Genomic DNA, 18,414 nt, shown 5'->3' with positions numbered 1-18,414 from the left:
GACCGGCACCGGAAAAACGATTGATTCATATGTCCAAAGGCTACCGCATCCAGGCATCCACCGGCATCCACCGGGGCGACCGCGATTACCAGCAGGACCAGGTGTGTCTGCTGAATCACCCGCGCCACGACAGCTGCATGCTGGCCGTGCTGGCCGACGGCATGGGCGGGCGCAGCGGCGGCCGCAAGGCATCCGACCAGGTGATGCTCACGGCGCGCCAGCTGTTCGAACGCTACGACCCCGAGACCGACGACGCCTCTGCCCTGCTGCGACAGATCGTGGAGGAGTCGCACCTGGTGATCAAGCTCACCGCCGTCTCGGCCGAGCAGGAACCCCACAGCACCATTGCCGCCTTCCTGATCGACCCGGACGGCGAAAGCCACTGGGTGCATGCCGGTGACTCGCGCGTCTATCACTTCCGCAACGGTCGGCTGGTGTTCCGCACCATGGACCACTCGTATGTGCAGACCCTGGTCAACCAGGGAGAGCTCAGCGAACAGGAGGCGCTGGACCACCCGCACGCCAACATCCTGATGGGCTGCCTGGGCACCGAGAACGACCCGCCGGTGGACCTGCACGTGGTGCCGCAACTCATTCCGGGTGAAGCGCTGATGGCCTGCAGCGATGGCGTGTGGCACTACTTCACCCCTGAAGAACTCGCCAGCACGATCGCCATGCTGTCGCCCCGCGAGGCCTGCGAATTCCTGATCCAGAAGGCACGCACCCGTGCCAAGGGCGCGGGCGACAACCTGTCGATCGTGATCGTGAAACTCGAGCCTTTGGGTTAGGTCCGCTGCCCCCGAGGGGATTGGTCAGGTCAGGCCGGTGTCCACGACCCGGTGCTCCAGCGCCAGAAATTCCGCAGACTGCATCTCGCTCAAGCGCGACACCGTGCGTGGAAATTCGTGCGACATCGGGCCTTCGAGGTAGAGCTCTTCGGGCTGCACCGCGGCCGACATCACCAGCTTGACCCGGCGGTCGTACAGCACGTCGATCAGCCAGGTGAAGCGCCGCGCCTCCGACGCCTGGCGCACCTGCATCTGCGGCACGTTGGACAGCATCACGGTGTGGAACTGGGTGGCGATCTCGAGGTAGTCGTTCTGCGAACGGTGTCCGCCGCACAGGGTTCGGAAATCGAACCAGATCACGCCACCGGCCCGGCGCACCGCCCTGATCTGGCGTGACTCGATCTGCATCACCGGGTCCTGGTCGCCCGCCTCGGCCAGTTCGTTGAACGTGGCCTCCATGGCCGCATCGGCGTTGGGGCCGAGCGGGCAGTGATAGAGCTCGATCTGGTTGAGCGTGCGCTGGCGGTAGTCGGTGCCGTTGTCCACGCTGAGCACCTCCAGCCGCTCCTTGAGCAGCTCGATCGCGGGCAGGATGCGGTCGCGGTGCAGCCCGTCCGGGTAGAGACCGTCGGGGTGGAAGTTGGAGGTGGTGACGAACCCCACGCCGGCCTTGAACAGCGCGTCGAGCAGGCGGTGCAGGATCATGGCGTCGGTCACGTCGGCCACGTGAAACTCGTCGAAGCAGATCAACTTGTAGCGCCTGGCGATGCGCAAGCCCAATTCGTCCAGCGGGTTCACCGTGCCTTGCAACTCGCGCAGTTCGCGGTGCACCTCGCGCATGAACTCATGAAAATGCAGCCGCGTCTTGCGCTTCAGGGGCACGGCGTTGAAGAAACAGTCCATCAGGAAGCTCTTGCCCCGGCCCACGCCGCCGAACATGTAGACGCCCCTCGGAATGTCGGGCTTGATGAACAGTTTCTTGAGCGAGTTGGAGCGGCGCTGCTTGTACACCGCCCATTCGGAGGCGCACCGCTCCAGCGCGTCCACGGCGCGCTGCTGGGCGGGATCGGTCGTGTAGCCGCGCTCTTTCAGCGCGGCTTCGTAGGTGCTGCGAACGCTCAAAGCCAGTGCCGGCTCAGAAGTTCAGCGTGCGCTTGTCCACCGCCAGTGCGGCTTCCTTCGTCGCTTCCGACAACGAAGGATGCGCGTGGCAGATGCGGGCAATGTCTTCGGCGCTGGCCTTGAACTCCATCGCCACGACCGCCTCGGCGATCAGCTCGCTGGCCATGGGGCCGACGATGTGCACACCCAGGATCTCGTCGGTGGCGGCGTCCGCCAGAAACTTCACCATGCCGGTGGTGTCGCCCAGTGCGCGCGCGCGGCCGTTGGCCAGAAACGGGAACGTGCCGGCCTTGTACGCTGCGCCACGCGCCTTGAGTTGCTGTTCGGTCTCGCCAACCCAGGCAATTTCGGGGCTGGTGTAGATCACCCAGGGGATGGTGTTGAAGTTCACATGACCGTGCTGGCCGGCGATGCGCTCGGCCACGGCAACGCCCTCTTCTTCGGCCTTGTGGGCCAGCATGGGACCGCGCACCACGTCGCCGACCGCCCACACGCCCTTGAGGTTGGTGCGGCACTCGGCGTCGACCACGATGGCGCCGCGCTCGTCGAGCTGCAGGCCCACGGCTTCGGCGTTGAGGCCGATGGTGTTGGGCACGCGGCCGATGGAGACGATCAGCTTGTCGGCATCGAGCGTCAGGGCCTCGCCCTTGGCGCTGGTGTAGGCCACGCTCACACCCTTCCTGGTGCTCTTGATCTCGCCGACCTTCACACCGAGTTCGATCTTCAGCCCCTGTTTGTCGAACGCCTTCTTGGCTTCCTTGGCGATCTGCTCGTCCACCGCACCGAGGAAGGTGGGCAGGCCTTCGAGAATGGTGACGTCGGAGCCGAGACGGCGCCAGACCGAGCCCATTTCAAGACCGATCACGCCGGAGCCGATCAGCACCATCTTCCTGGGCACGGCGCCCAGGCGCAGCGCACCGTCGTTGGACAGCACCGTCTCTTCATCGAACGGCGTGCCGGGCAAGGCGCGGGCGTTGGAGCCGGTGGCCACGATGATCTGGCGTGCGGTCAGCAACTCTTCCTTCGCGCCCGTCACCTGGATCTCGTAGCCGGCTTCGACGGCCTTGGCAAACGAGCCACGACCGTGAAAGAACGTGACCTTGTTCTTCTTGAACAGGTACAGGATGCCGTCGTTGTTCTGCTTCACCACGGTGTCCTTGCGGCCGATCATCTTGCCGATGTCGATCTTCACGTTGGTGGCGGTGATGCCGTGGTCGGCGAAGTGGTGGTTGGCGTGGTCGAAGTGCTCCGAGGACTGCAGCAGCGCCTTGGACGGGATGCAACCGACGTTGGTGCAGGTGCCGCCCGGCGCCGGGCCACCAGCGGCGTTCTTCCACTCGTCGACACAGGCGACCTTGAAACCGAGTTGGGCTGCGCGGATGGCAGCGATGTAACCGCCGGGGCCGCCGCCAATGACGACGACGTCAAATGTTTGGGACATGTTGGATTCCTGGATTCAAAAGGCCAACGCCCCTGTCGGGGCGTTGGCAGAGGGTGATGCCGGTCAGATGTCGAACAGCAGGCGGGCTGGGTCTTCCAGCGCCTCTTTCATGGCCACCAGACCCAGCACGGCTTCGCGGCCGTCGATGATGCGGTGGTCGTAGGACATGGCGAAGTAGTTCATCGGGCGCACGACCACCTGGCCATTTTCGACCATGGCGCGGTCCTTGGTGGCATGCACGCCGAGGATGGCCGACTGGGGCGGGTTGATGATGGGGGTCGACATCATCGAGCCGAAGGTGCCGCCGTTGGAAATGGAGAAGGTGCCCCCGGTCATGTCATCGATGCCCAGCTTGCCGTCCTTGGCCTTCTGCCCGAACTCGGCGATCTTCTTCTCGATGTCGGCAAAGCTCATCTGGTCGGCGTTGCGCAGGATGGGCACCACCAGACCGCGTGGCGAACCCACGGCGATGCCGATGTCGAAGTAGCCGTGGTAGACGATGTCGTTGCCGTCCACCGACGCGTTGATGATGGGGTACTTCTTGAGCGCGTGCACCGCCGCCTTGACGAAGAAGCTCATGAAGCCGAGCTTGACGCCGTGTTCCTTCTCGAACTTTTCCTGGAACTTCTTGCGCATCTCCATGACCGGGGCCATGTTGATCTCGTTGAAGGTGGTCAGGATGGCGTTGGTTGATTGCGACTGCAGCAGGCGCTCGGCCACGCGGGCGCGCAGGCGGGTCATGGGCACGCGCTCTTCGGGGCGATCGCCCAGGTCGGGCGCCACCACCGGCACCTGAGGCAGCACCCGGGTGGGCGCCCCGGTGGAGATCGCCACAGGAGCGGCCACGGGCGCAGCAGCGGCTGGCCTGGGCGCGGCAACGGCAGAGAGCACATCGCCCTTGGTCACGCGGCCGTCCTTGCCGGTGCCGGCGACCGAACCGGCCGCCAGGTTGTTGTCGGCCATCAGCTTGGCGGCGGCTGGCATGGCCACGCCGGCCTTGCTGGTGGAGGCGGCAGCGGCCGCTGCAACAGCGGGGGCCGGGGCTGCAGCGGCAGGCGCGGCCGCAGCCGCCGGTGCTGCGGCGCCGGCCACGGCGGCCGTGTCGATGCGCGCAATCAACTGCTCGGCCGCCACCGTGGCGCCGTCGCCCTGCAGCACCTCGACCAGCACGCCGGCCGAGGGGGCCGGCACTTCGAGCACGACCTTGTCGGTCTCGATCTCGATCAGGATCTCGTCGACCGCCACCGCGTCGCCGACCTTTTTCTTCCACTGCAGCATGGTGGCTTCGGCCACCGATTCGGAGAGCTGGGGAACTTTGACTTCTACGATTGCCATGTTTCTTCTACCTGGTGTGTTTCGGACTGCGCTGAGCCAGCCCGGCCGGGATGCAAAGACATCCGCAGGCCGGGCGGCGGGAGCGGCTTACTTGGTGAGGATGAAGCCCTTGAGCTTGCCGAAGGCCGCCTCGATGAGGTTCTTCTGCTGTTCCTGGTGCAGGTGCGAATAACCCACCGCAGGCGAGGCGGAAGCAGCGCGCCCGGCATAACCGAGCTTCTGTCCGTCGAGCATGTTTTCGTGGATGTAGTGCTGCACGAAGAACCAGGCACCCTGGTTTTGCGGTTCGTCCTGGCACCACACGATGTCGGTGGCGTTGGGGTACTTGCGCAACTCGGCGCCAAACACCTTGTGCGGGAACGGATAGAGCTGTTCGACGCGCAGGATCGCCACGTCGTCGGACTCGCGTTCCTCGCGCTTCTTCACCAGGTCGTAGTACACCTTGCCCGAGCAGCAGATGACGCGCTTGACCTTGTCGGCCTTCTTCGCGACGTCGGCGCTCTGGTCGGGAATGACGGTCTGGAAACCGCCCTTGGTGAACTCGGACAGCGGTGAGGTCGCGTCCTTGTTGCGCAGCAGCGACTTGGGCGTGAAGATGATCAGCGGCTTGCGCAGCCCGCGGATCATCTGGCGGCGCAGCACATGGAAGATCTGGCTGGCCGTCGTCGGCTGCACGATCTGCATGTTGGTGTCGGCCGCCATCTGCATGAAGCGCTCCAGGCGGGCCGAACTGTGCTCGGGGCCCTGGCCTTCATAGCCGTGCGGCAGCATCAGCGTGATGCCGTTGACACGGCCCCACTTCACCTCGCCGGAGGCGATGAACTGGTCGATCACGACCTGTGCACCGTTGACGAAGTCGCCGAACTGCGCCTCCCAGATCACCAGCGTGTTGGGGTCGTTCGAGGCGTAACCGTATTCAAAGGCGAGCACCGCCTCTTCGGAAAGGATCGAGTCGATCACCACGAACGGGGCCTGGTTGTCGGCCACGTTCTGCAGCGGCACATAGGTGCCCTCGTCGAACTTTTCGCGGTTCTGGTCGTGCAGCACGGCGTGGCGGTGCGTGAACGTGCCACGACCGCAGTCTTCACCCGAGAGGCGCACCGGGAATCCACTGGCCACCAGCGAGGCAAACGCCATGTGCTCGCCCATGCCCCAGTCGACCGGGATCTCGCCACGGCCCATGGCCGCGCGGTCGGCATACACCTTCTTCACCAGTTGGTGTGGCGAGATGCTGTCGGGCAGCGTGGTGAGACGCTCGGACAGGCGCTTCCACTCGGCCATGGGAATGGCGGAATCGGAGCTGTCGGTCCATTTCTTGTTGAGGTACGGGCTCCAGTCCACCGCGAACTTGCTCTTGAAGTTCGTGAGCACCGGGTCCACCGTGTGACGGCCGTCGTCGAGCGCCGCGCGGTAGGCCTTGGCCATGTCTTCACCGAGGGTTTCGCCCAGGCCTTGTGCCGCCAGCTTGTCGGCGTAGAGCTTGCGCGTGCCGGGGTGGGCCGCGATCTTCTTGTACATCAGCGGCTGCGTCAGGCTGGGGGTGTCCTGCTCGTTGTGACCGAGCTTGCGGAAACACACGATGTCGACCACCACGTCCTTCTGGAAGGCCATGCGGAACTCGAGCGCGAGCTGGGTGGCGTACACCACGGCTTCCGGGTCGTCGCCGTTGACGTGCAGCACCGGCGACTCGATCATCTTCACGACGTCCGAGCAGTACAGCGTGGAGCGGCTGTCGCGCGGGTCGGAGGTGGTGAAGCCGATCTGGTTGTTGATCACCAGATGCACCGTGCCGCCGGTGGAGTAACCACGCGTTTCGGCCAGCGCCAGCGTTTCCATCACCACACCCTGGCCGGCAAAGGCCGCGTCGCCGTGCACCAGCACCGGCAACACCTGTTTGCCCAGCGGATCGCCACGGCGGTCCATGCGGGCACGCACCGAGCCTTCGACCACGGGGTTGACGATCTCCAGGTGCGAGGGGTTGAAGGCCAGCGAGAGGTGGACCGGGCCACCGGGGGTGGTCACGTCCGAGCTGAAGCCCTGGTGGTACTTCACATCGCCGGACGGCAGGTCTTCCGGCGCGGTGTGATCGAACTCGGCGAACAGGTCCTTGGGCATCTTGCCCAGGGTGTTCACCAGCACGTTGAGGCGACCACGGTGGGCCATCCCGATCACGATCTCCTGGATGCCGATCTGGCCAGCCTGGCGGATCAACTCGTCCATGGAGGCGATGAAGCTCTCGCCGCCTTCCAGCGAGAAGCGCTTCTGACCCACGTATTTCGTGTGCAGGAAACGCTCGAGGCCTTCGGCCGCGGTCAGGCGGTCGAGGATGTGCTTTTTCTTCTCGGCGTTGTAGACCGGCTTGGAACGGGTGCTCTCCAGGCGCTCCTGCCACCAGCGCTTCTGGCTCTGGTCGGTGATGTACATGTACTCGGCACCGATGGAGCCGCAGTAGGTTTCACGCAAGGCGTTGAGCAACTCGCGCAGGGACATCGTCTCCTTGCCGAAGAAGGTGTTGCTCGTGTTGAAAATGGTTTCCAGATCGGCGTCGGCAAAGCCGTAGAACGCCAGATCGAGCTCGGGGATGTTGTCGCGCTCGGCGCGCTTGAGCGGGTCCAGGTCGGCCCAGCGGGCACCCACGTTGCGGTAGGCCGCAATCAGTTGCTGGACGGCGACGCGCTTGCGTCCGAGGTCGGAGTCGGCGCCGGCGGCGATGACAACCTTCGTGCCACCCTGTTTGGCGCGGTCGGCAAATGCGTTGATGACGGGCTGGTGCGGGACGTCGCGGGCGTCGGATCCGTCGCCGGCGGGCACATGCTGCAGGGCGTCGAAGTAGCCGCGCCAGGTGTCGGGCACGCTGCCGGGGTTGGCAAGGTAGTTCTCGTACATCTCTTCCACGTACGGCGCGTTGCCGCCGAAGAGATACGAGTTGGTCTTGTAGGCAACATAGACGTTGCCCCCGCTCGATTGGGAATCGCTCATAAATCCGCTGACCTCCGTTTCCCTGCAGGAAACATTAGCTGGTTAGAAAAACCTTCCGCTGCACGGCTTGACCGTTATGCGGATGCGACAGTGACTGTGGAAGGACCTGGCTGCAAGCGGCGATTGTGCCACCTCGCCTCGGACGGCAGGAAAAAAGTTCGGCGCCCGAGGCGCCGATGTTGCAAGCGAGCGCGCGTCAGGCGCGGGTCAGGATGTCACGCGTGGCGAGAGCCGTTCGGATGCCGGAACAGCGCTGGGCTCGTCGATCTCGATGGCAATCTGCGTGCAGACCGTGCGGCAGAGCATCACGGCCTTTTCACTTTGCACACGGTAAATCACCTGTGTGCCTTCCTTGCGCTTGGCCAGCACACCCGAGCGGTACAGGAGATTCAGGTGCTGCGACAGATTGGGCTGGGTGGTGTCGATTTCCTGCAGCAACTGCGACACCGACTTCTCCCGGTCGCACAGTGCGCTGAGGATGCGCAGCCTCATGGGCGTGGCGAGCACACCGAAAAGCTCGGCCGCGAGTTCGAAAACCCGCACCCGCTCCACCTGTCCATCGGATTCGATCATCTTGTCCATGGCGCCCGTCGCTCGTGTGAATATAGGCATGGATCATACTTATAAAGCACACCAAGGGCCATGGAAGGGTTTTGGGGGGCCCATGCACCGGCCCGACGGTCGACAGGCTCAGGCCAGCAGGTCCTTGATCTGCTGCAGCGCGGCCGGATCGTCCATGGTGGTCAGATCGCCCGGGTCGCGGCCTTCGCACACCGCCTGGATCGCCCTGCGCAGCAATTTTCCGCTGCGGGTCTTGGGCAGCACCGAGACAAAACGCACCCGCGCCGGGCGCGCCACGGCGCCGAGTTGTTCGTCCACCACCTTCATCACCTCGCCTTCGAGTTTCAGGCGTGCGGCGTCGTCGCCCAGTGTCGAAGCGTCCTTGACCACCACAAAGGCCATCGCGACCTGCCCCTTGAGCTGATCGGCAACACCCACCACCGCCACTTCTGCCACGCGCGGATGGCTGGAGATGCTCTCTTCGATCTCGCGCGTGCCCAGGCGGTGACCCGCCACGTTGATCACGTCGTCGGTGCGGCCCAGGATGAAGAAGTAGCCGTCTTCGTCCTTGATGCCCCAGTCAAAGGTGCTGTAGACCAGCTTGCCGGGCACGCTGGACCAGTAGGTCTTGACGAAGCGTTCGTCGTCGCGCCACACCGTCTGCATGCAGCCCGGTGGCAAAGGGCCTTCGATGGCGACCACGCCCTTCTGCCCCGGTTCGGTGAGTTCGGCGCCGGTCTGATCGTCGAGCAACTTGACGTTGTAGCCATAGACCGCGCGCCCGGGCGAGCCGAACTTGCTGCTGGCCGGCTCCACGCCGTTGCACAGCGACAGGATCGGCCAGCCGGTCTCGGTCTGCCAGTAGTTGTCGATGATGGGTTTGCCCAGCGCCTCGGCAATCCACTGCGCGGTGGGTTCGTCCAGCGGCTCGCCGGCAAGAAACAGCGCCTTCAGGCTGGAAAGATCATGGTTCTTGATGAACGAGGCATCGTATTTCTTGAGCACACGCACCGCGGTGGGCGCGCTGAACATGACGCTCACCTTGTACTTTTCGACCAGGTGCCACCAGATGCCTGCATCGGGGCGGATCGGCAGGCCCTCGTACATGATGGTGGCCATGCCTGCGATCAGCGGTCCGTACACGATGTAGCTGTGACCGACCACCCAGCCGATGTCGCTGGTGGAGAAGTAGGTTTCACCCGGCTCACCCATGAACACATGCTTCATGCTCGCAGCCAGCGCCACCGCGTAGCCGCCGGTGTCGCGCTGCACGCCTTTGGGTTTTCCTGTGGTGCCGCTGGTGTAGAGCGTGTAGCTCGGGTGGGTGGAATCCACCCATTCGCAGGGCACGACCGTCTGCAACTGTTGTTCGCGCGCGCTGGCGTAGTCGACGTCGCGCCCGGCGGTGAGCTTCATCGGCGCCAGGCCGCGGTTGACCATCAGCACCTGCGCCGGTTTGTGGCTGGAGAGGCGAATGGCTTCGTCCAGCAGCGGCTTGTACTCGACCACCTTGCCACCGCGTGAACCGGCGTCGGCACTCACGATGACCACCGGGGAGGCGTCCTCGATGCGGCTGGCCAGGGAATGGCTGGCAAAGCCGCCAAAGACCACCGAATGGATGGCGCCGATGCGCGCGCAGGCCAGCATGGCAAAGGCCGCTTCGGGAATCATGGGCATGTAGATCAGGACCCGCTCGCCCTTCTTCACGCCCAGTGCGAGCAGAACCGCGGCCATGCGCTGCACTTCGGCGTGCAGTTCGCGAAAGCTGTAGGTGCGCTCGACCTCGGTTTCGGTGGAGACGAAGATCAGCGCGTTCTGCTCGGCCCGATCCTGGAGGTGGCGGTCCACCGCGTTGTGGCACAGGTTGGTGAGCCCGCCTTCGAACCAGCGGGCGAACGGCGGGTTGTCGTGGTTGCAGACCCGGTCAAACGGCCGCTTCCAGTCCACCAGGGCGGCCTGTTCGGTCCAGAAGGCGTCGCGGTCTTCGATGGAGCGGCGGTAGAACTCTGCGTAGCCCGGGGTCTGGCTCATGAACGTCTCCTGCTGGGGTGTTGTCGGTGTTGCGGTCTGGGTTTCCACTCAAACTGAATTCATAATTATGGTGACGCGGCTTTCGACAGGCTGACATGCACCCGGCGTCTCCACCACGCGCATGTTTGTCCTCGTGGCCCTACTTGATCAAGGCCTGCACGTCGCGAAACAGCGGGTGGTCGGCGGTTCGCAGCCATTCGAAGGCCACCATCTCGGTCGTCACCAGTTCGGCACCGGCGCCGGCCAGGCGGTCGAAGGCCGCATCGCGGTTGCGCTCGGTGCGCGAGCCGCAGGCGTCCGTCACCACCCACACGTCGAACTCCTGCTCGATCAGTTCCAGTGCCGTCTGCAGCAGGCACACATGGGCCTCGCAGCCGGCCAGCACCACGGTCTGGCGCTCGGGCGCGGGAGCCGCCGCCGGTTTCTGCAGGTGCTTGGGCAGGCTGCGCGCATTGCCCCCAGCTTGCGCCGTGCGGGCAGGCGGCCGCAGCCAGTCACCCAGGCCGTCGGACAGCGCACCGAAGTGCATCTTGGCCAGCGTCTTGCGGCAGAGTTCGCGCAGCTCCGGCGGGTTGGCGCCGAGCTTGTCCGGGTTCTGCTCGGTGCCCCAGACGGGCACATCCATGAGCTTCGCCATGCGCGCCAGGCGCAGCGCGTTGGCCAGCACCTGGGGACCTTCAGGAATGGCGGGCATCAGTCGGGCCTGGTAGTCCACCAGCACCAGTTGGGAGTCGTCAGCGTCCAGCAGCATGCATGTCTTTCGTGTGTCGTTCGGGGAAACGGAAAGCACGATTTTCGCAGCCTCGCAGGCGTTGGCGCCCCCTGAATTCAAAGGCCGAACAAATCCGCCTGGTCTCGTGGCTTCACGCTGGCCGCTGCCCCCGGGTTGAGGCGCTCCACCAGTTGCTCCACATAGGCCGTGAACAGCAACTCGGCCGACTGACCGAACAAGCGGATCCGGCCGGTGTGCTGCAGCAGCAGCAAACCCACGCCATGGGCAAACAGCGCCGTGTTCTCGCGCAGGGCTGCATCGGGCGGCTGCCCCATGGCTTGCAATGCCAGCTCGCAGGGACGCAACGCGTCCTGCAGACGTCCATTGAGTTGCTGATTGAGTTCGCCGGTGAGGCCGCGCGGCGCCAGCCCTTGCACCAGGTAAAAACCCAGATCCAGATCGCGCGGGTTGCGGGCATAGAAACCGAACCAGGCCTGCGCCTTGGAGGCCAGGGTCAGCGCAGGCTGGAGTTTGAAGGCTCGAGCCGCTGCAACCTCGGCATTGAGCCGCTCCAGCGATTCGGCCAGCAGCGCCGCGTAGATCGCTTCCTTGCTGTCGAAATAGCTGTAGATCGCACCCGGTGTGTAGCCAGCGCGACGCGCGATTTCTCGAATGCTCGCACCTTCGACCCCTTTTTCGGCAAAGACGCTGCGCGCGGCATCGAGCACCAGTGCGCGGCGCGTGTCGGACATCGCCAGTTGCCGCTGCTGCCGCTGCTGCTGCTGCCGCTGGGCAGCTTCCCGGTCGGCCGCCGAGAGGACCGGAGTGAGTTCGTACAAAGGCACATCCATGGCCGAAGTTTAGCCTTGCTCGGTGCGTCGGTTTGAAATTTTGAACAATTGCACATTATTTTGAACGATGTTCAAATATTCTGGCGAAAGATGTTTCATTGAACCCATGTCAAACCATTCAGCCCGAGTGAATCCCATGAACAACCCAGCCCAGCCGGCTTTCCTCATGAGTGGCGCGGACTACCGCGAATCCCTGCGCCGCCACCAGCCCAGGGTGTACGTCGACGGCAGACGTGTCGAGAGCGTGGCCGATGAACGAGCCTTCCAGCCAGGCATCAACGCCGTCGCCCTCACTTACGACTTTGCACTGCAAGACCGCTATGCCCCGCTGATGACAGCCGTGCAGCACACCAGCGGCCGAACGGTCAACCGCCTGAGCCACCTCAACACCAGCAGCGGCGACCTGCTCAACAAGCTCGAAGCGGTGCGCCTGATCTGCCAGGAGACCGGCTGCGCACAGCGCTATCTCACACACGACGCCTTGAATGCCATTGCCCAGGTCAGCGCGCGCATCGACGACGCGCGCGGCACGACCGAGCACACCGCGCGCTTTCACCACTACCTGCACCGCATCCAGGACCAGGACCTCATACTCGGCGTGGCCATGACCGACGCCAAGGGCGACCGCAGCCGCCGCCCGCACGAGCAGTCGAACCCGGACAGTTACGTGCATGTGGTCGAGCGCAACGCACGCGGCATCGTCATCAGCGGCACCAAGGCCATCGTCACCGGTGCGCCTTACATGCACGAACTGCTGGTCATGCCTTGCCGGAACATGGGGCGGGAAGACGCCGACTTCGCCGTCTGTTGCGCCGTGCCCATCGACGCCGCGGGCCTGACCATCGTGGCCCGCCCGGCCGGTCGCCCGGGCGAGAAGCTGGAGCATGGTGATGCGCTGTTCAGTCGCAAATACGGCCAGAGCACGGCCGTGTGCCTCTTCGATCGGGTTCTCGTTCCTTGGGACAGCGTGTTCTTTGCCGGCGAATGGGAACACTCGGGCCACCTGACCTACAGCTACGCCACCCACCACCGCCAGACCTGCATCGGCGCGCGGGCCGGCTTCGGCGACCTGCTGATCGGTGCCGGCGCCTTGATGTGCGAGGCCAATGGCTTCGACCCGGGGGCCGAGAGCCACCTGCGCGAACAGATGGTCGAGCTGATCACCATCACCGAGGGTTTTTATGCCTGCGGCGTCGCGGCCAGCGTGTACGGCAAGGCCGACGAACACAGCCAGACCTTCATGCCCGACCCGGTGTTCGCCAACATCGGCAAGCTGTTGCTGGCCACGAAGATCTACGACATGCACCGCATCGCGCACCACGTCAGCGGCGGCCTGATCGTCACCCTGCCCGGCCCGGACGAAGACCACAACCCCGAGACCGGGGCGCGCCTGGGCGAGGTGCTGCGCGCCAACCCCGACATCCCGTACGAGCAGCGCATACAGACAGCGCGTTTCATCGAGGATCTGACCGCCGGCTACCAGGGCGGCTGGTACAGCGTGATCAGCCTGCATGGCGGCGGCTCGCCGGCCGCCATGAAGCAGGAGATCTGGCGCAACTACCCAGTGGGCAGCAAGGTGGAACTGGTCGAACGCCTGCTGGAACGAGGCATTGCCGACGACGGCAGCCCGGCGGCGGCGCCCCACGACCCGGCACGCGCGATCACGAAAAACCGTCAACCCGGCAAGTGCTGCGACACCGGATGCACGCAGCCCGGTCAACCAGTCATGGTCGATCTGCCCACACCCCGGACACGACCTCCAGCATGAGCAGTCAGGTGACCTGCAGAAGCTTCAAAAACCAACAAAATCAAGTATTTGCAGCGCATTTCTCGCTTGACTTCAACAGACATCACCGCTACTCTGCGGCGCATGCGTCGAACACTCCCCGTCCTTCTGCTGAGCCTGTCGGCTGCGGTCCACGCCGCGCCACCGGAGGCCGCATTCGAAGACATGGACGCCTTGCTGGCCGACAAGGGCCTCATCGCCCGCCTCGGGGACCAGCTGCAGACCGCGCGTCACAACGTGGGCGATCAGGCCTCGGGCCTGGTCATCAATGCCATGGCTTTCCTGGGCGTGCCCTACAAGTACGGCGGCAACACGGTCGACACCGGTTTTGATTGCAGCGGTTTTGTGCGCGCGGTGTTCGAACAATCGGTGGGCAAGGTGCTGCCGCGCCGCTCCGACGAACAGGCCGCTGCCACCCAGGTGATCGACCGCAACGAGCTCAAACCCGGCGACCTGGTGTTTTTCAACACCATGCGCCGCGCCTTCAGCCATGTCGGCATTTACGTGGGTGACGGCAAGTTCATTCACTCGCCGCGCGCCGGCTCGCATGTGCGCGTGGAAGACATGCGCAAGAGCTACTGGAGCACCCGCTTCAACGGTGCGCGCCGCGTGCCTTTGCTGGCGGCCACCGGCCCGTCCAACACCTCACCCTGATACACGCCTCGCGCACGTCGGCGGTCACCACAACGACCAGTTGCCCGTGGCCAGGACATAGACCGACAGCAGTCCGTTGGTGGTTGCGTGGGCCACGAATGCATCGCCGACATTGTTGCGGTGACAGCGCACCAGACCGAAAGCCACACCGGCCAACAGTCCCGCCAGCCAGGCGCTGTGCAGCAGACCAAAGAGAATGGAAGACACGATCAAGGCAAGCCACGGAAACCCGGGCTTGCGATCAGGGTCGTTCCCGATGCCCAGCAGTTCAAACAGGTAACCCCGGAACGCCAGTTCTTCGGCCAGCGGTACGGTGATGACAGCACCGAGGGTTCGAAACACCAGCCACGCGATCAGCCAGCCGGATGAGATTTCCTGCAAGTGCTGTTCGCTCAGGGCACTTGCGACGGGATCGTCTGGAACCAGCAGCAGCCAGAGCAGAAAGACGAGCACGCCGACGGCCACTGCAAACCCGGTGACGCGGAACGAGATGCTTCGATAGTGCTGCCAGAGAAGCGCCAGGGCGCTCGCCGTGAGAACGACTCGCAGCGGATACCACCAGTCCACCGTGATGGTCATGGCCGACGTGATCAGCGTCGATGACAGCAGCACCACCAACGGAATCAGCAGCGCCATCCTGAAATTGATCGGCTGTGCGCCCGACGGTTGGGTCGCACGGCTGAACAGCGCGCTGCCGTGGGCCAGCAGCAATATGCAGGCGGTGACCAGAACGAAACTGATCCAGCCCGCCATGCTGTGAAACCCGCCCAACGCGAGCTCTGGCGAAATCTCCGCACCGATGGCAATCAACACGGCGATGCGGACGATGTTGAACAGCCAGATCGCCGCCACGCCCAACGGCAACAAGAGCAGAGCCTGTGGAAAGCGGAAATCCTGCCGGAAGATGATCAAGTAAAAGCCGGTGAAGATCAGCACCAGTCCAATGCCTTCATAGCCGGAGCACACGGCTGCGATCTCGACGACGAAATCGCCCACCCCGAGGATGCGTTGCGGCGCATCGACAACGATATCGGCGTAAAACAGCTGCAGCAACGAGGTCGCAGCGCTGAAAGTGCCTCCGCTCAAGGGATCCCAGAGACCCTGGGTCACCAGCGTGAAGCTCCAGGTCAGCGCGGCAACGGCACAGGCAAAACCGATGGTGATGGCCTCTTCCCGCGCAAACCGGAACCACCATCCGAACGGTACGATCGTGTGCAGCCAAAGCGCGGCGACGAGTGCCAGCGAGGCCAACCAGAACAAGGGCAGAGGAACCGCGGGCCCATCCCAACGACCGGCTGCCGTCGAAAAGACCAGATAGGTCAGGACAAAGAACACCAGGTAGGTGCCGAGTTGCAGCACAAGCCACAAACGATATCGATGCCCGTCTGCGGCCCGCTGCAGCTGCAAAGTCCAATGTTTCAATCTCGGACCCAGCGCCACCAGCAATGCGACGGCCCAGATGAACAGGATCTTTGAGGCCGCGCCTGCTTGCCCCAGCCAGGCGTAACCGCCGCCGGCGTGCGGTTCCGGCATCGTCGAGGCGTCAAACACGACAGAGATCGCCAGTGCCTGAACAACAATCAGCAGAACCAGCAGGCAAAGTCGGACCGTGGTGGTTCGCATCGGCGAAACATCCATCTCAGAGAGGCCCGTTGCAAAACGGGTGCCGGATTGGGGACGGCGGCTCAACCAGCCGCGGGAGTCTGCCGGTGGGCGGAGGGAAACCGAATCAGCGCGTGCGGCGCTTTTCGCGAATCAGGCCGCCCACGGCGAGGGTCAGCCCGAGTGCCATGACCGCCATGCTGCCATCAAGCTCAGGAACTGCACGAGCTGGCCCGGATGGACGGGGAGGCTGAGGCCGGTCTGAGGCAAAGTAGAACTGAATCCGCTGGATAAAGTGGGTGTACCAGTTGGCGGACTGTTCCCTGGACTCGCTTTGGGCCAGGGCGTTTCCGGAGAGGAGCAGCGCAAATGCCAGCGCCGTGAAAGTTTTGCGTGCCATGGATGGTCCTCTTGGGAAATGTGAGAGTGCTTCAATCGTCGCGTCGGTAACGCCTTGATACATCATACCCCCAACTCCTTCAAGGTATAGATCAAAAGCTCACCTCCGCGGAGATCTGCGCGAGCGTTCGTGACACTTGTCACAAAACCGAATGAGATCGGCAGCGCGCTCCTCGGCGGAGGGATGTCCAAGAAACGCCAGGTCAGCAGGGCATTGCACCTGCTGACCTTCGGATCAATGACCCGACCTGTTGCGCAAACCCGTTATTTGCGGGCCGGGGGCACGTCGGTGCAACTGCCGTGCGCAATTTCGGCGGCCATCCCGATGCTTTCTCCCAGCGTGGGGTGGGGGTGGATGGTCTTTCCGATGTCCACCGCGTCTGCGCCCATTTCGATGGCCAGTGCAATCTCGCCGATCATGTCGCCCGCGTGTGTGCCCACCATGCCGCCGCCCAGGATCCTGCCGTGGCCATGGGCCTCGGGTGAATCGTCGAACAGCAGCTTGGTCACGCCCTCGTCCCGCCCGTTGGCGATGGCCCGACCCGAAGCCGTCCAGGGGAACAGGCCCTTCTTGACCTTGATGCCCTGCGCCTTGGCTTGATCTTCGGTGAGCCCCACCCACGCCACCTCGGGGTCGGTGTAGGCCACGCTCGGGATCACGCGTGCATTGAACGCTGCTGCGGCCAGTTCCTGGTTGCCTTGCAACTCCCCGGCGATCACCTCGGCTGCCACATGCGCCTCGTGCACCGCCTTGTGCGCCAACATGGGCTGGCCCACGATGTCGCCGATCGCGAAAATGTGCGGCACGTTGGTGCGCATCTGGATGTCGACGTTGATGAAGCCGCGGTCCGTCACTGCCACGCCGGCCTTCTCGGCTGCGATCTTCTTGCCGTTGGGAGTGCGACCCACGGCCTGCAACACCAGGTCGTAGACCTGCGGCGCGGGGGCTGTGCCACCTTCTTCGGCCGCGGCAAACGTCACTTCAATGCCTTCGGGCGTGGCCTTGGCCCCGACGGTTTTGGTCTTGAGCATGATGTTGTCGAAGCGCTTGGCATTCATCTTCTGCCAGATCTTCACGAGATCGCGGTCGGCACCCTGCATCAGGCCGTCGAGCATTTCGACCACGTCCAGGCGCGCACCCAGGGTGCTGTAGACCGTGCCCATCTCCAGACCGATGATGCCGCCGCCCAGGATCAGCATGCGCTTGGGAACTTCCTTGAGTTCCAGCGCGCCTGTGCTGTCGACCACGCGCGGGTCTTCGGGCATGAACGGCAGGCGAACGGCCTGGGAGCCTGCCGCGATGATGGCCTTCTTGAAGGCAATCACCTGTTTCTTGCCGGTCTTGTCCTGCGCCGTGCCGCTGGTTTCGTCCACCTCGAGGTGGTTCGCGCCCACAAAAGCACCGTAGCCGCGCACCGTGGTGACCTTGCGCATCTTCGCCATGGCGGCCAGTCCGCCGGTGAGCTTGCCGATGACTTTCTCTTTGTGGCCGCGCAGCTTGTCGATGTTGAGCACGGGCTGACCGTAGTCCACACCCAGGTCTGCCATGTGGCTGACTTCGTCCATCACGGCGGCGACGTGCAGGAGCGCCTTGGACGGTATGCAGCCCACGTTCAGGCACACGCCGCCCAGGGTGGCGTAGCGCTCGACCAGCACGACCTTCAGGCCCAGGTCGGCGGCGCGGAAGGCGGCGCTGTAGCCACCGGGACCACCGCCGAGAACCAGCAGGTCGCAGTCGATGTCGGCGGAGCCGGCAGCGGGGTAGGGAGCGGGAGCGGTTGGCGTGGTTTCCGTTCGCCTTGAGCTTGTCGAAGGGCTCGCCTGTACCTGGGCCGGGGCTTCGACAGGCTCAGCCCGAACGGTCGTTTCACCAGCCGCCTCAAGCGTCAACACCAGGCTGCCCTGCTTGACCTTGTCGCCCAGCGCGACCTTGAGTTCCTTGACCACACCGGCGTGCGACGAAGGGATCTCCATGGAAGCCTTGTCGGACTCAACAGTGATGAGCGACTGCTCTGCCTTGACGGTGTCACCGGGCTTCACCAGCAGTTCGATCACCGCCACCTCGTCGAAGTCGCCAATGTCCGGTACTTGAATATCGATCAGTGCCATAAATTTCCTTATTCGGTTGGGGTCAGAGCACCGCTGTGCGGTGG

Annotated in this window: 14 protein-coding genes; 3 read left to right on the top strand and 11 right to left on the bottom strand. The window is 64.2% G+C overall.

All coding sequences use genetic code 11. The features are described 5' to 3' along the window. Positions 1-29 precede the first annotated feature (29 nt). A complete protein-coding gene (locus QUV35_RS14220) occupies positions 30-788 on the top strand; it encodes a protein phosphatase 2C domain-containing protein (RefSeq protein ID WP_300875342.1) in 759 nt (252 codons plus the stop codon). A 24-nt stretch (positions 789-812) separates the two neighbouring features. Here QUV35_RS14220 and zapE read toward each other — a convergent pair whose 3' ends face one another. The 8 genes from zapE to QUV35_RS14180 all read right to left on the bottom strand — a co-directional run bounded on the left by zapE (position 813) and on the right by QUV35_RS14180 (position 11,820). Then, the gene (gene zapE, locus QUV35_RS14215; RefSeq protein WP_300875339.1) at positions 813-1,910 is read right to left on the bottom strand and encodes a cell division protein ZapE; all 1,098 of its coding nucleotides are present in this window, start codon (positions 1,908-1,910) and stop codon (positions 813-815) included. A gap of 13 nt (positions 1,911-1,923) precedes the next feature. After that, positions 1,924-3,351: a dihydrolipoyl dehydrogenase gene (gene lpdA, locus QUV35_RS14210; RefSeq protein ID WP_300875337.1), complete on the bottom strand. Its 1,428-nt coding sequence runs from the start codon at positions 3,349-3,351 to the stop codon at positions 1,924-1,926. 63 nt (positions 3,352-3,414) lie between these two features. Further along, positions 3,415-4,686, bottom strand: a complete 1,272-nt coding sequence (gene odhB / locus QUV35_RS14205) for a 2-oxoglutarate dehydrogenase complex dihydrolipoyllysine-residue succinyltransferase (RefSeq protein WP_300875334.1) — start codon at positions 4,684-4,686, stop codon at positions 3,415-3,417. A gap of 87 nt (positions 4,687-4,773) precedes the next feature. Further along, positions 4,774-7,665, bottom strand: coding sequence for a 2-oxoglutarate dehydrogenase E1 component (locus QUV35_RS14200; RefSeq protein ID WP_300875332.1), 2,892 nt, complete (start codon positions 7,663-7,665; stop codon positions 4,774-4,776). Positions 7,666-7,872: 207 nt separating this feature from the next. Beyond that, positions 7,873-8,247 carry a metalloregulator ArsR/SmtB family transcription factor gene (locus tag QUV35_RS14195; protein ID WP_300875329.1) on the bottom strand — a complete coding sequence of 125 codons (375 nt, stop codon included), beginning with the start codon at positions 8,245-8,247 and terminating at the stop codon, positions 7,873-7,875. 108 nt (positions 8,248-8,355) lie between these two features. Next, a complete protein-coding gene (locus QUV35_RS14190) occupies positions 8,356-10,305 on the bottom strand; it encodes a propionate--CoA ligase (protein WP_300875326.1) in 1,950 nt (649 codons plus the stop codon). A 91-nt stretch (positions 10,306-10,396) separates the two neighbouring features. Next, positions 10,397-11,008 carry an isochorismatase family protein gene (locus QUV35_RS14185; RefSeq protein ID WP_300875323.1) on the bottom strand — a complete coding sequence of 204 codons (612 nt, stop codon included), beginning with the start codon at positions 11,006-11,008 and terminating at the stop codon, positions 10,397-10,399. A gap of 77 nt (positions 11,009-11,085) precedes the next feature. After that, a complete protein-coding gene (locus QUV35_RS14180) occupies positions 11,086-11,820 on the bottom strand; it encodes a TetR/AcrR family transcriptional regulator (RefSeq protein ID WP_300875320.1) in 735 nt (244 codons plus the stop codon). Between the two features lie 136 nt (positions 11,821-11,956). On the opposite strand from QUV35_RS14180, the gene QUV35_RS14175 reads away from it, so the two are divergent. Next, positions 11,957-13,588 (top strand): 4-hydroxyphenylacetate 3-hydroxylase N-terminal domain-containing protein, encoded by a 1,632-nt coding sequence (locus QUV35_RS14175; protein ID WP_300875317.1) that lies wholly within the window; start codon positions 11,957-11,959, stop codon positions 13,586-13,588. 102 nt (positions 13,589-13,690) lie between these two features. After that, positions 13,691-14,260 (top strand): C40 family peptidase, encoded by a 570-nt coding sequence (locus QUV35_RS14170; protein WP_300875314.1) that lies wholly within the window; start codon positions 13,691-13,693, stop codon positions 14,258-14,260. Positions 14,261-14,284: 24 nt separating this feature from the next. On the opposite strand, the gene xrtE is transcribed toward QUV35_RS14170, so the two are convergent. The 3 genes from xrtE to lpdA (QUV35_RS14155) form a co-directional block, all read right to left on the bottom strand. Continuing rightward, positions 14,285-15,883: an exosortase E/protease, VPEID-CTERM system gene (gene xrtE / locus QUV35_RS14165; RefSeq protein WP_300875311.1), complete on the bottom strand. Its 1,599-nt coding sequence runs from the start codon at positions 15,881-15,883 to the stop codon at positions 14,285-14,287. A gap of 106 nt (positions 15,884-15,989) precedes the next feature. Continuing rightward, positions 15,990-16,262 carry a hypothetical protein gene (locus QUV35_RS14160; protein WP_300875308.1) on the bottom strand — a complete coding sequence of 91 codons (273 nt, stop codon included), beginning with the start codon at positions 16,260-16,262 and terminating at the stop codon, positions 15,990-15,992. A 263-nt stretch (positions 16,263-16,525) separates the two neighbouring features. Continuing rightward, positions 16,526-18,370 (bottom strand): dihydrolipoyl dehydrogenase, encoded by a 1,845-nt coding sequence (lpdA, locus tag QUV35_RS14155; RefSeq protein WP_300875305.1) that lies wholly within the window; start codon positions 18,368-18,370, stop codon positions 16,526-16,528. Positions 18,371-18,414: the final 44 nt, after the last annotated feature.

The organism is Hydrogenophaga sp. (assembly GCF_030373225.1).
Taxonomy (GTDB): domain Bacteria; phylum Pseudomonadota; class Gammaproteobacteria; order Burkholderiales; family Burkholderiaceae_C; genus Hydrogenophaga.
Note: the sequence above shows the minus strand (reverse complement) of the source record. Positions and strands in the feature narration are given on the sequence as shown.

Excerpts from the sequence above, each read along its gene's own strand:
- QUV35_RS14170 (WP_300875314.1), top strand. The coding sequence starts at position 13,691 with ATGCGTCGAACACTCCCCGTCCTTCTGCTGAGCCTGTCGGCTGCGGTC.
- lpdA (WP_300875337.1), bottom strand. The coding sequence starts at position 3,351 with ATGTCCCAAACATTTGACGTCGTCGTCATTGGCGGCGGCCCCGGCGGT.
- QUV35_RS14200 (WP_300875332.1), bottom strand. The coding sequence starts at position 7,665 with ATGAGCGATTCCCAATCGAGCGGGGGCAACGTCTATGTTGCCTACAAG.
- xrtE (WP_300875311.1), bottom strand. The coding sequence starts at position 15,883 with ATGCGAACCACCACGGTCCGACTTTGCCTGCTGGTTCTGCTGATTGTT.
- QUV35_RS14195 (WP_300875329.1), bottom strand. The coding sequence starts at position 8,247 with ATGGACAAGATGATCGAATCCGATGGACAGGTGGAGCGGGTGCGGGTT.
- QUV35_RS14160 (WP_300875308.1), bottom strand. The coding sequence starts at position 16,262 with ATGGCACGCAAAACTTTCACGGCGCTGGCATTTGCGCTGCTCCTCTCC.
- odhB (WP_300875334.1), bottom strand. The coding sequence starts at position 4,686 with ATGGCAATCGTAGAAGTCAAAGTTCCCCAGCTCTCCGAATCGGTGGCC.
- QUV35_RS14180 (WP_300875320.1), bottom strand. The coding sequence starts at position 11,820 with ATGGATGTGCCTTTGTACGAACTCACTCCGGTCCTCTCGGCGGCCGAC.
- QUV35_RS14185 (WP_300875323.1), bottom strand. The coding sequence starts at position 11,008 with ATGCTGCTGGACGCTGACGACTCCCAACTGGTGCTGGTGGACTACCAG.
- QUV35_RS14220 (WP_300875342.1), top strand. The coding sequence starts at position 30 with ATGTCCAAAGGCTACCGCATCCAGGCATCCACCGGCATCCACCGGGGC.
- lpdA (WP_300875305.1), bottom strand. The coding sequence starts at position 18,370 with ATGGCACTGATCGATATTCAAGTACCGGACATTGGCGACTTCGACGAG.
- QUV35_RS14175 (WP_300875317.1), top strand. The coding sequence starts at position 11,957 with ATGAACAACCCAGCCCAGCCGGCTTTCCTCATGAGTGGCGCGGACTAC.